Genomic DNA, 12,521 nt, shown 5'->3' on the forward strand with positions numbered 1-12,521 from the left:
CTCGAACCCATTGACGCGACCTGGGTGGCATGCCTAACGTCCCGGCAATCCAATTGAAACCTTTCACGACGCTGTGGGCCGTCCCGTCGGCGTCGTCGAGGAGCCCCTCATGACCCACCCGTCCGACACGGGGCCGGCCCCGGTGCTGGCGCTGAAGGACCTCTCGAAGTCCTTCGGTGCCGTGCGCGCCCTGCGGGACGTGTCCCTGGAACTGTTCGCCGGCGAGGTGCACGCGCTCGCCGGAGAGAACGGCGCGGGCAAGTCGACCCTCATCAAGACGCTCGCCGGCGTGCACCGACCGGACGCCGGCCAGGTGCTGCTGGACGGCGAACCCACCGTCTTCCACGGCCCCGCCGACGCCCGCGACGCGGGCATCGCGGTGATCTACCAGGAGCCCACGCTCTTTCCGGACCTCTCCATCGCCGAGAACATCTTCATGGGCCGTCAGCCCCGGCGGGCGCTCGGCCGCATCGACCACAAGGCCACCCACGCGGCGACCGCCGCCCTCATGAAGCGCCTGGGCGTCGAACTCGACCCCGAACGGCCGGCGCGCGGACTGTCCATCGCCGACCAGCAGATCGTCGAGATCGCCAAGGCGCTCTCCTTCGACGCCCGCGTCCTGATCATGGACGAGCCGACCGCCGCCCTCACCGGCAGCGAGGTGGCCCGGCTGTTCGGCGTCGTCCGGGCGCTGCGCGAGCAGGGCTCCGCGGTGCTGTTCATCTCGCACCGGCTGGAGGAGATCTTTCGGATCTGCGGACGCGTCACGACCCTGCGCGACGGGGCCCTGATCTCCAGCGAGCCGCTGGAGGGCATGACGGAGGACGACCTCGTACGCCGGATGGTCGGCCGCGATCTCGACGAGCTCTACCCCAAGCAGGACGTCGAGGCGGGCGAAGTCGCCCTCAGCGTACGGCGGCTGACCCGGGAGGGCGTCTTCACCGATGTCTCCTTCGACGTGCGGCGCGGCGAGATCGTCGGACTCGCCGGGCTCGTCGGCGCCGGCCGCACGGAGGTCGCGCGGTCGGTGTTCGGCGTGGACCGCTGGGACGCCGGAGAGGTGGAGGTCGACGGCCGCGCGCTGACCAACGGCGCCCCCTCCGTCGCCATGGCGGCCGGACTCGCCCTCGTCCCCGAGGACCGGCGCGCCCAGGGCCTGGTGATGGACATGTCCATCGAGCGCAACATCGGCCTGACCGGGCTGCGTACGACGGTCAGGGCGGGCCTCATGAACCGCGGGGCCGAGCGCAGCCGGTCCCTCGACTGGGCGGTCAGGCTCCAGGTCAAGTACGCCCGGATCGCCGACACCGTCGCCACGCTCTCCGGTGGCAACCAGCAGAAGGTCGTCCTCGCCAAGTGGCTGGCCACCGGCCCCAGGGTGCTGATCGTCGACGAGCCCACCCGTGGCATCGACGTCGGCACCAAGGCCGAAGTGCACCGGCTGCTCGGCGAGTTGGCCGCCGACGGGGTGGCCGTCCTGATGATCTCCTCCGATCTGCCCGAGATCCTCGGCATGGCCGACCGCGTGCTCGTGATGCACGAGGGCCGGCTCACCGCCGAGATCCCCCGCTCCGAAGCCACCGAGGAATCCGTGATGGCCGCCGCCACCGGGAGGGCCGCCGCGTGACAGCCATGGAGAGGACTGCCCGAGTGGACCGGATCGATCGCGGGGAGGGCCACCGCATGACAGCCGTCGAGAGGGCCGCCCGCACGACAGCCACCGAGAGGGCTGCCCGAATGACCCCGATCATCCCCCGGAGGGCCGCCGCATGACGGTCACCGCGCCGACCCCCGCCACCGAGGTGCCCAGGTCCAGCGGCACCCGCCTGGTGGACCGCGTCTTCAAGATGCGTGAACTCGCCATCCTGGCCGTCTTCCTGGTGATGATCGCCGTCACCCAGCTCGGCAACAGCGAGTTCCTGTCCGAGCAGGGCATCAAGGACCTGCTGCTGAACGCGACGATCCTCGTGCTGGTCGCCACCGGCCAGTCGCTCGTCGTCATCACCCGCAACGTCGACCTGTCGGTCGGCTCGACCCTCGGCATCAGCGCCTTCGCGGCCGGCACCTACCTCCAAAGCGGCGGCAACCCCGTCGTCGCGGTCCTCCTCGCGGTGCTGCTCGGCGTCGGCTGCGGACTGGTCAACGGCGCCCTCGTCAGCCTCGGCCAGGTACCCGCCCTCGTCGTCACCCTCGGCACCCTCTACATCATCCGCGGAATCGACTCCATCTGGGTCGGCTCCCGGCAGATCACCGCGGCCGATCTCCCCGGCGGCTTCGTCGACTTCGGCTCCGGCGGCCTCTCGGCGGTCCCGTACCTCGCGCTGATCGCCCTGGCCGTCCTCGTGGTGACCGCGTACTACCTGAAGCACTTCGGCAGCGGCCGCGAGCTCTACGCGCTCGGCTCCAACCCGGAGGCCGCACGGCTGGCCGGCATCCCCGTCCGCAAACGCATCCTCACCGCGTACGTCGTCTGCGGTGGCCTCGCCGGACTCGCGGGCGCCCTCTACCTCGCCCGGTTCGGCAACGTCGACTCCAGCACCGGGAACGGCTACGAACTCACCGTCGTCAGCGCGGTCGTGGTCGGCGGCGTCGTCTTCACCGGCGGCTCCGGCAGCGTCTACGGAGCCGCGCTCGGCGCCCTGCTGCTCACCTCGGTCAACAGCGTCCTGCCCGCCCTCGGTGTCAGCTCCGTCTGGGTGCTCGCCATCAACGGCGTCCTGCTCATCCTCGCCATCGCGGTCGACCGGATCGTCGCGCTGCGCGTGGCCTCCGCACTGAAGAAGAGGAACGCCCGCCATGGCTGACTCCGCTCTCGCGCGCGCCGTCCGCTGGGACACGGTCGTCGGCGCCCTCCTCATCGTCCTGCTGCTCTTCTCCTTCTCCTTCGTGGACGGCTTCGGCAACGCGCTCAACCTGTCGTTCCTGATCGGCAACACCCTGCCGATCGCGCTGATCGCCCTGCCCATGACCCTGCTCGTGGTGGCCGGCGAGATCGACCTGTCCGTCGCCTCCACGGCCGGGCTCTCCGGATCGGTGATGGGCGCCCTGTGGAACCAGGGCATGGCGATCGAGACGATCATCCCGCTCTGCCTGGTGCTCGGCGTGGTGTGCGGGCTCGTCAACGGCCTGCTGGTGACCCGGCTCGGACTGCCCTCGCTCGCCGTCACCATCGGCACGCTCGCCGCCTACCGCGGCATCGCGCAGATCGTGCTCGGCTCCGACGCCGTCACCGACTTCCCCGTCCAGTACCAGGACTTCGCGGCCGGACGCATCGGGGACACTTTCGTCCCGCGGGCACTCCCGCTCTTCCTGGTGCTGCTCGCCGTCGCGGTGGTCGTGCTGCACGCCACCCCCTTCGGGCGCTCCGCGTTCGCCATCGGCGCCAACGAGGAGGCCGCCCGGTTCGCCGGCGTCCGGGTCAAGCGGCAGAAGCTGCTCCTGTTCGTCGCGACCGGCCTCATGGCCTCGCTGACCGGGGTGTTCTGGGCCCTGCACTACGCCAGCGCCCGCTTCGACAACGCCACCGGGCTCGAACTGTCCGTCGTGGCCGCCGTCCTGCTCGGCGGTATCGACTTCGACGGCGGCAAGGGCACGCTCGGCGGCGCGATCGCGGGCGTCTTCCTGCTCGGCTCGCTCCAGAACGTGATGAGCCTCCTCAACGTCTCCGCGCAGTCGCAGATCGTCGTCACCGGCGTCCTGCTCGTCGTCTCCGTGCTCGGCCCCCGGGTCGGGCGCCAGATCTCCGTGGCGAGGGCGGGCCGCAGAGCCGCCGCGCCGACTCCGACCCCGATTCCGTAAACCCCGCCCCGCCCCGCCCCGCCCGGCCCGGCCCCGTACCCGTCGTCCCGGCCTGGCCCGGCCCCCTATTCGTCACCCCGGTCCGCTCACCGTCGCAAAGGAACCCTCAGCCATGCGCAAGTCATCGATCCGCCGTACCTGTGCGGCGCTCGCCGCCATCACCTCCCTCGCCCTGGCCGTCACCGCCTGCGGCGGCACCACCAAGGACGACGTCAAGGACTCGGGCGGCTCCGGCGCCGCCGCCGGGGCCAAGGCCGACCCGAACGCGGCCACCAAGAAGGGGCTCACCGTCGGCTTCCTGCCCAAGGCGGTCAACAACCCGTACTTCACCTCCGCGGACAAGGGCGGCGAGAAGGCCCTGACCGAACTGGGCTCCAAGTACAAGGAGGTCGGCACCAACAGCGCCACCGACACCAGCGGCCAGGTGAGTTACGTCAACACGCTCACCCAGCAGCAGGTCGACGCGATGGCGGTCTCCGCGCAGGACCCCGGCGCCCTGTGCACCGCGCTCAAGCAGGCCATGACGAACAAGATCAAGGTCGTCACCTACGACTCGGACACCAAGGCCGACTGCCGCAACGCCTTCGTCTCGCAGGCGAGCGCCGAGGACCTCGGCCGCACCGAGGTGCAACTGCTCGCCGAACAGATCGGCTACAAGGGCGAGATCGCGATCCTGTCCGCCGGGCAGACCGCCACGAACCAGAACACCTGGATCGACTTCATGAAGGAGGAGCTGAAGGACCCCAAGTACAAGGACGTCAAGCTGGTCAAGGTCGCCTACGGCAACGACGAGGCCCAGCAGTCCTTCCAGCAGACGCAGGGGCTGCTCCAGGAGCACCCGAACCTGAAGGGGATCATCTCGCCGACCACGGTGGGCATCAAGGCGGCCGCCCAGTACCTGTCCGGTTCCAAGTACAAGGGCAAGGTCAAGCTGACCGGCCTCGGCACCCCCAACGACATGCGCAAGTACGTCAAGAACGGCACGGTCGAGGGCTTCGAGCTGTGGGACCCGGCCAAGCTCGGCGAGCTGGCCGCGCGCACCGCCGTGGCGCTCGCCTCGGGGCAGATCACCGGCAAGGAGGGCGAGACCTTCAAGGCCGGCGCCATGGGGTCCTTCACCATCGGCAAGGACGGTGTGATCAGCCTCGGCAAGCCGACCGTCTTCGACGCGAAGAACATCGACCAGTTCGACTTCTGACGGTGTGCCGGGCCGGTGCTCCCACCGTCGCGCCGGCCCGACTCCCAGGCCCCGGAGGGTCATCGATGCAGCGCGTGTGCTTTCTGCTGAAGGTCCGTGCGGACCGCCTCGACGAGTACCGCGAGCGGCACGCCGCCGTGTGGCCCGAGATGCTCGACGCGCTCTCGGCCACCGGCTGGCACAACTACTCGCTCTTCCTGCGCGAGGACGGTCTGCTGGTCGGCTACCTGGAGACCGAGGACTTCGCGGCCGCGCGGGCCGCCATGGAAGCCACCGACGTCAACGCCCGCTGGCAGAAGGAGATGGCGCCGTTCTTCACCGCGTTGGACGGCGCCCGACCCGACGAGGCCATGACGCCCCTCACCGAGGTGTTCCACCTCGCCTGACGCGGACCGCCCGGCCGACTCCCTCGCCCCGTCCCGCCCGTCTCGCCTCCGGGTGACCGGCCGAACGTGCCGCCCCGCGTGTCCCGTACCACCCGAACCGTCCGCCCGCAGACCGATCGAGGAGCCCGTACATGAGACGACGCACCGTACTGACGACGGCCCTGCTGGGTACCGTGGCGGGCCCCGCCCTGACGGCGGGGACAGCCCGGGCGGCCGTCCCCGGCCCGTCCGTGACGCGGACCGGCACCACCCGACTCGACGCCCAGGCCCTCTACTTCGTCTCCTACGACGGGCTGGTCAACAACAACTCGTTCCAGAAGAACGGCCTGTTGACCTACCGCGGCCATCAGTACGCCGCCTGGTACACCGGTGACCGCAGCGCGGTCGTCGCCCGCCGCGTCCTCGGTGCCTCCACCTGGTCCACGATCACGATCGGCCACAAGCTCAAGAACGACGACTCCCACAACGTGATCTCCATGGGTGTCTCCCGGACCGACGGCCGGCTGCACCTGACCATGGACGCGCACAGCGACGGCTTCTTCTACGTCAAGTCGGTGGCCGGACTGCTCGACAACCCCGCGTCGACGGCCTGGACGCCGGCCGTCCTCGGGGCCGTCCAGACCTCCCTGGACGGACTGGCGCTCACCACGCAGTTCACCTATCCGCAGTTCGTCGCCACACCGGAGGGCCGCCTCCAGCTCTCGTACCGCGTCGGCGTCTCGGGGAACGGGCGCAACGCGCTGGCGGAGTACGACGGTTCGTCCTGGACCGCGCTCGGCGAGTGGTCCGCCTCCACCGGGACCTACACCGACGCGCACGGATCGAGCACCGCCCGCAACATGTACCTGCACGGGATCGACTACGACGTGAACGGGCGGCTGCACGCCTTCTTCACCTGGCGCGAGCAGAACGCCGCCGTGATGTGCAGTGCCGGCGGCATCACCAACCACGACACCGGCTACGTCCACTCCACCGACCGGGGCCGGAGCTGGCGCAACGACGCGGGCACCGTCGTCGGCACCACCGGGACCCCGGGCACCGTCGCCGTCACCGACGCGGGGCTCGTCGTCGACCCCCTCGACCCCGACCACTCCCTGATGAACCAGGAGAGCCAGGCCACCGACTCGGCGGGACTGCCGCACGCGATCATCAGCTATGTGCCCGGACGCTTCGGACAGTGCACCACCGACTACGTGAAGGACCGTACGGCGAACGGCCGGGCCTTCCATCTCCGCAAGGGCTCCTCGGGCGGCTGGACCAAGACCGAGATCCCCCTCGCCCTGAATTCCAGCCAGCGCACCAAGCTGGTCCTGGACCGGTACGACAACGCCTACGCGATCCTGCCGTTCGGGCGGATCGCGGGCGCCTCGAAGTCCTCGGGGCACACCGACTGGACGCTCCTGTTCGACGGCGGAGGCCTGAACGCCTTCGGCGAGGTCGTCATCGACGAGACACGCGTCCCACAGGACGGGACGCTGTCCGTGATGTACCAGGAGAAGTCCAGTGGCACCACGCCGTCGGCCCTGCACGTCATCGATTTCCGCCTGCCCTCCTGACCCCTGCTTCCGGCCCTCTCGCGGATAATGTGAGGGCCCGCCCGCCGCTGCTCGCTCTACTCGTGGAGGTTCCCGCCCGATGGTCCAGTCGGTGGGTATCAAGGACGTCGCCCGTGCCGCCGGAGTCTCCGTCGGCACGGTCTCGAACGTGATCAACCGCCCCGACTCGGTGGCATCCGAGACGAGGGCCCGCGTCCTGTCCGCCATCGACCGTCTCGGCTACGTGCGCAGCGAGTCGGCACGCCAGCTCCGGGCCGGACGCAGCCGGATCATGGGACTTCTCGTCCTCGACATGGGCAACCCGTTCTTCGTGGACGTCGCCCGCGGCGCCGAGCGCGCCGCGCGGGAGGCCGGACTCGGGGTGATGGTCTGCAACAGCGCCCAGTCCCCGAGCGAGGAGGCCGACTATCTGTCGCTCTTCGCCGAGCAGCGGGTGCGCGGGGTGCTGCTGACACCGTCCGACGCGAGCGGGCGCAACATCGAGGCGTTCCGCCGCAACGGCATCCCCTTCGTGCTGGTCGACCGGGTCGCCGAGGGCACCACCGAGTGCTCGGTCTCCGTCGACGACGTGGCGGGCGGCGCGCTGGCCGTCCGGCACCTCGTGGACGCCGGACACCGCTCGATCGCGTACGTCAGCGGCCCGCCCGGGCTCAGCCAGGTGAGGGACCGCCGTACGGGCGCCCTGAACGCCCTGCGCGAGGCCGGGCTCGGCCCGGAGAACCTGCGCGAGCTGCCCACCGAGCGCCTGGACGTGGCGGCCGGGCGCGACGCCGGCGCCCGGCTCCTCGGCCTCGCCGAACGGCCCACCGCCGTCTTCTGCGCCAACGACCTGCTCGCCCTCGGCCTCCTCCAGGCCATGTACGCGGCCGGCGTCGGCGTGCCCGACGACCTCGCGATCGTCGGTTACGACGACATCGAGTTCGCGGCCGCCGCGGCCGTCCCGCTCACCTCCGTGCGCCAGCCGGCCGTGACCATGGGAGCCCTCGCGGCCGAGCTGCTCCTGGAGGAGATCGACGCGGAGACCGCGCCCACGCCGCACGAACACCGCCGTGTCGTGCTCCAGCCGGAACTGGTCGTGCGCCGCTCCAGCCTGGCGGCGCGCTGACCAGCGGTTCAGTTCCCCGTCACCGGCCCGCTGAGTCACTGTTCAGTTCGTTTTCCCGGTCCCCGGCCCGCGGGGCCCGGGCGACATGTGCTGAACTGGGACGCAGCCTGGAATCCGTACGACTCGGGAGACCTGTTGACCGTCAGCTACCGCCAGCCCGGTGTCGTCCTCACCGACCACCGCTTCACCGTGCCGCTCGACCACGACCGACCGGCGGGCGAGACCATCGAACTGTTCGCCCGCGAGGTCGTCGCGAGCGACAAGGCGCACCAGAACCTGCCGTGGATGGTCTACCTCCAGGGCGGCCCCGGCTTCGGGGCGAATCGTTTCGTCGGCCGCCAGGCCTGGCTCGACCGGGCCCTGAAGGACTTCCGCGTCCTGCTCCTCGACCAGCGCGGCACCGGACACTCCACCCCCGCCAACCGGCAGACGCTCCCGCTGCGCGGCGGCGCCCGCGAGCAGGCCGACTACCTCGCGCTCTTCCGCGCCGACTCCATCGTCCGGGACTGCGAGGCCATCCGGCCCGCGCTCACCGGCGGAGCACCCTGGACGGTCCTCGGCCAGAGCTTCGGCGGCTTCTGCACCGTGCACTACCTCTCCAGCGCCCCCGAGGGGCTGAGCGCCGCCGTCGTCACCGGCGGGCTGCCCTCCCTCGACGGACACGCGGACGACGTGTACCGCGCCGCCTACCCGCGCATCGAGCGCAAGGTCGCCGCGCACTACGCCCGCTACCCGCAGGACGTCGAGCGCGCCCGCCGCATCGCGGAGTACCTGCTCCAGCACGAACCGGTGCTCAGCGGCGGCTACCGCCTGACCGCCGAGGCCTTCCAGTCGCTCGGCATCCTCCTCGGCGGCAGCGACGGCAGCCACCGCCTGCACTACCTGCTGGAGGACGCCTTCGTCCGCACCCCGCAGGGCCACACCCTCTCCGACGCCTTCCAGGAGGAGGTCCAGGGGCTCCTGTCGTACGCGGGCCACCCCCTGTACGTCCTCGTCCACGAGGTCATCTACGCCCAGGGCGGCCGACCCACCGCCTGGGCCGCCGAACGGGTGCGCGCCGAGTTCCCGCAGTTCGACGCGGCCAAGGCGCTCGCGGACGACGGGCCGCTGCTGTTCACCGGGGAGTCCGTGCACCCCTGGATGTTCGAGACCGACCCGGCGCTGCGCCCGCTGCGCGACACCGCCGAGGAACTGGCCGCCCGCACCGAATGGGCGCCGCTGTACGACCCGGCCCGACTCGCCGTGAACGAGGTCCCGGTCGCGGCGGCGGTCTACCACGACGACATGTACGTCGACGCCGGCCACTCCCTGGCCACCGCCCGTGCCGTCCGGGGGCTGCGCACCTGGGTGACCGACGAGTTCGAGCACGACGGGATACGAGCCGGCGGGCCGCGCGTGCTGGACCGGCTGCTGGCGCTCACGCGCGACGACGTCTGAGACACCCGGCCTCCTCTAGGATTCTGACGGACTGTCAGAATCCTGAGGGGGTACGGATGATCGACACCACCCGCACGGACATCCCGGAGGACGAGCGGCGCCTCCGCCTCGACGTCGAGGACGGGATCGGCGTCCTCACCCTGTGCCGGCCCGCGAAGCTCAACGCGTGGAGCTGGGAGTCCACCCGCCAACTCGGCCTGATCGCCGACCGGATCCGCTTCGACCCCTCGGTCCGGGCGGTGCTGCTGCGGGCCGAGGGGCGGGCCTTCTGCGCGGGGATCGACGTGAGCGCCCCGGGCGGCGCGATCACCGGCCGCTCGGGTGCCGAGCGCGCCCGCGCCTACTACGAGGGCATCCGCTGGGCCCACGAGCGCTTCGCGGCCTTCGCGCGGCTGCCGCAGCCCGTCGTCGCGGCCGTCCAGGGCTACTGTCTCGGCTTCGGCTTCGAGCTCGCGCTGATGGCGGACATCAGAATCGCCTCCCGCGACGCCGTGTTCGCCCTGCCCGAGGCCCAGTTGGGGCTCGCCGTCGACGCCGGCGGGGACCTCCGTATCGCCCGTGAGGCGGGCGCGGGGTGGGCGAAGTACCTCGCGCTGACCGGGAGACGGCTGGACGCGGCGACGGCCGAACGCCTGCATCTCGTCCAACGCGTCACGGACGAAACCGCGTTGGACGAGACGGCCCGCGCCGTCGCCGCCGAGATCGCGGCGAACGCCCCGCTCGCCGTGCAGGCCGTCAAGCACGACATCGACGCGTACGCCGAGGCCCCGCTGGCCGCCGCTCTCGACCGGACCGCCCTGTCGGCCGCGCTCACCCTCACCTCCGACGACGCGGCGGAGGGATACACGGCCAGGGGCGCCCGCCGCGCGCCCCGCTTCGAGGGAAGGTGACCCACGTGTTTTGATCGGTCACTGTTGTGTACGACGAGACAGGCAGGGGGGAACCGATGCACGACAGTGAACTTCTCGCGGACAGGTTCGAGGAGCACCGGGGCCGGCTGCGGGCGGTGGCCTACCGGATGCTGGGATCGCTGAGCGAGGCCGACGACGCCGTCCAGGAGACGTGGCTGAAGCTCGGCCGCACCGACCCGGACGAGATCAGGAACCTGGCCGGCTGGCTGACCACCGTGACCGGCCGGGTGTGCCTGGACATGCTCAGGTCCCGCACCGCACGCCGCGAGGACCCGCTGGAGCCCTCCGGCACCTTCGTGCCCGACCCCGTCGTCAGCCCCCTGGACCGGATCGACCCCGAACAGGAGGTGCTGCTGGCCGACTCGGTCGGGCTCGCCCTCCTCGTCGTCCTGGAGACCCTGGAGCCCGCCGAACGGCTCGCCTTCGTGCTGCACGACATGTTCGCGGTGCCCTTCGACGACATCGCGCCCGTCGTGGGCCGCAACGCCGCCGCCACCCGGCAGCTCGCCAGCCGGGCACGCCGTCGCGTCAAGGGAGCCGCCCCCGAGCCCGAGCGGGACGTCATCCGGCAGCGCGAGGTCCTCGACGCGTTCCTCGCGGCGTCACGCGGCGGCGACTTCGAGGCGCTCGTCGCCGTCCTCGACCCCGACGTCGTGCTGCGCGCCGACGCGGGCGCGCTGGTCGGCGGCGTCACCGTGTCCAAGCTGGTGCGCGGCGCCGAGGCAGTGGCCCGACAGGCCCTCGCCTTCCGCCGGTTCGCCGCGAGTTCGCGGCTCGTCCGCGTCAACGGGGAGGCGGGCGTCGTCGCGATCGTGGACGGCCGGCCGCAGTCGGTGATGGGCGTCACCGTCGCCGACGGCAGGATCGTCGCGATGTACATCCTGGCCGACCCCGACCGGCTCGCCCGGCTCGACCTGGCGGGGGAGAAGCCGGGGGAGTGAGGGCGCGCGAGTGACCGTCAGCCGGTGAAGGGACCACGTCCCAGTTGGTCCCGCACCGGCGTGACCGGCGGGGCGACCAGGTCCCTGCGCTGCCAGTTGGCGCCGTCGACCACCAGCGTGTGACCGGTGATGAAACGGGCGTAGGGGGACGCCAGGAAGGTGGCGGCCCAGCCCAGCTCACGGGGCAGGCCGACGCGCAGGGCCGGCTGCCGCCGGCCGAGCGCGTCGGCCGCCCCGTCGCGCGTGCCTGAGCCGTCCGGCGTGACCTCGCCGCCCGGTGCGGTCCCGGGGTGGCGGTCATCACGGCCGGGGGGCCGGTCATCCCGCTCCCCGTTGCGGTCCGGGCCGTCCCCGGCGCGCCGAGCGCCCTGGCCGGGCCCGTGGTCCTCGGGGCTGGAGCCGGCCCCGCCGCCCGTGCCTCGGGTCAGGTTGCCGCGGATGTCGTCCGTCATGTCCTCGTGAGGCATCAGCCCCGGCACCAGACCGTTGACCTGGATGCCGTACGGCCCCCACTCGACGGCCAGGGTCCGCACCAGGCTCTCCACGCCGGCCTTGGCCGCCGCGCTGTGCGCGAAACCGGGGCCGCCGGTCCAGGCGTAGGACGCGCCGACGTCGATGACCGACCCCGGTGTGCCCGCCGCGAGGTGACGCCGTCCGAACTCACGGGTCATCAGAAACGTACCGGTGAGGGTGATGTCGACGACCGCCTGCCAGGCGTTCGGGGACATGTCCTCCGTGGCGACGGGGAAGTTGGCGGCCGCGTTGTTGACCAGCACGTCGGGCAGCCCGCCCTCGTCGAACACCTCGGAGACACGCTTCGGGTCCCGGATGTCGCAGACCGCGGACCTGACCCGCGTGCCCAGCTTCGCCAACTCGGCGCGTGCGGGCGCCAGATGCCGCTCGCGGCGGCTGACGATCAGGAGATCGGCGCCCAGCCGGGCGAACTCCGCCGCGATCGCCCTCCCGAGTCCGGTGCCGCCGCCGGTGACCAGCACCAGCGAGCCGTCGAACGTCCCGGCCGGCAGGGCGCTCGCGCCCAGCGGGGGAGGGGCGGGGAGACCGGGGAGCGCTGCGGAGTCCATCCTTTGATCTTCGCAGGGAATCCTGGTATTCGGGCTGGGCGGGAAAGAGCCCTTCAATTTGGAGACGCGGAGCCGTTGAAGTTCTCCCGCCGATACCGGATGACCGA

The 12,521-nt window shown here is 71.6% G+C and carries 11 protein-coding genes; 10 read left to right on the plus strand and 1 reads right to left on the minus strand.

Going from position 1 to position 12,521, the window contains the following annotated elements; all coding sequences use genetic code 11:
• Nucleotides 1-109: 109 nt before the first annotated feature.
• From ACIQ7M_RS22995 to sigJ, 10 genes are all read left to right on the plus strand, one after another.
• Entirely contained in the window at nt 110-1,627 is a 1,518-nt protein-coding gene (locus ACIQ7M_RS22995) for a sugar ABC transporter ATP-binding protein (RefSeq protein ID WP_403647239.1), read from the plus strand.
• Between the two features lie 142 nt (nt 1,628-1,769).
• Entirely contained in the window at nt 1,770-2,804 is a 1,035-nt protein-coding gene (locus ACIQ7M_RS23000) for an ABC transporter permease (RefSeq protein WP_403647242.1), read from the plus strand.
• Nucleotides 2,797-3,798, plus strand: a complete 1,002-nt coding sequence (locus tag ACIQ7M_RS23005; RefSeq protein WP_403647245.1) for an ABC transporter permease — start codon at nt 2,797-2,799, stop codon at nt 3,796-3,798. The genes ACIQ7M_RS23000 and ACIQ7M_RS23005 overlap by 8 nt, the downstream gene beginning before the upstream one ends.
• Nucleotides 3,799-3,910: 112 nt before the next feature.
• Nucleotides 3,911-4,996 (plus strand): rhamnose ABC transporter substrate-binding protein, encoded by a 1,086-nt coding sequence (gene rhaS / locus ACIQ7M_RS23010; protein ID WP_403647248.1) that lies wholly within the window; start codon nt 3,911-3,913, stop codon nt 4,994-4,996.
• 65 nt (nt 4,997-5,061) lie between these two features.
• Entirely contained in the window at nt 5,062-5,382 is a 321-nt protein-coding gene (locus ACIQ7M_RS23015) for an L-rhamnose mutarotase (protein ID WP_385038703.1), read from the plus strand.
• A 131-nt stretch (nt 5,383-5,513) separates the two neighbouring features.
• Entirely contained in the window at nt 5,514-6,938 is a 1,425-nt protein-coding gene (locus ACIQ7M_RS23020; RefSeq protein ID WP_403647253.1) for a BNR repeat-containing protein, read from the plus strand.
• Nucleotides 6,939-7,017: 79 nt separating this feature from the next.
• Nucleotides 7,018-8,043: a LacI family DNA-binding transcriptional regulator gene (locus ACIQ7M_RS23025; protein WP_382779464.1), complete on the plus strand. Its 1,026-nt coding sequence runs from the start codon at nt 7,018-7,020 to the stop codon at nt 8,041-8,043.
• Nucleotides 8,044-8,178: 135 nt separating this feature from the next.
• Nucleotides 8,179-9,480 (plus strand): alpha/beta fold hydrolase, encoded by a 1,302-nt coding sequence (locus ACIQ7M_RS23030; RefSeq protein ID WP_403647256.1) that lies wholly within the window; start codon nt 8,179-8,181, stop codon nt 9,478-9,480.
• 56 nt (nt 9,481-9,536) lie between these two features.
• Nucleotides 9,537-10,370: an enoyl-CoA hydratase/isomerase family protein gene (locus tag ACIQ7M_RS23035; RefSeq protein ID WP_386982445.1), complete on the plus strand. Its 834-nt coding sequence runs from the start codon at nt 9,537-9,539 to the stop codon at nt 10,368-10,370.
• Nucleotides 10,371-10,426: 56 nt separating this feature from the next.
• Complete coding sequence (sigJ, locus tag ACIQ7M_RS23040) at nt 10,427-11,332, plus strand: RNA polymerase sigma factor SigJ (RefSeq protein WP_386982447.1); 906 nt, start codon at nt 10,427-10,429, stop codon at nt 11,330-11,332.
• Nucleotides 11,333-11,349: 17 nt separating this feature from the next.
• Here the strand turns inward: sigJ and ACIQ7M_RS23045 are convergent, their stop codons facing one another.
• Nucleotides 11,350-12,414, minus strand: coding sequence for an SDR family oxidoreductase (locus ACIQ7M_RS23045; RefSeq protein ID WP_403647259.1), 1,065 nt, complete (start codon nt 12,412-12,414; stop codon nt 11,350-11,352).
• Between the last annotated feature and the right edge of the window lie 107 nt (nt 12,415-12,521).

Source organism: Streptomyces sp. NPDC096324, from assembly GCF_044763015.1.
Classification (GTDB): domain Bacteria; phylum Actinomycetota; class Actinomycetes; order Streptomycetales; family Streptomycetaceae; genus Streptomyces.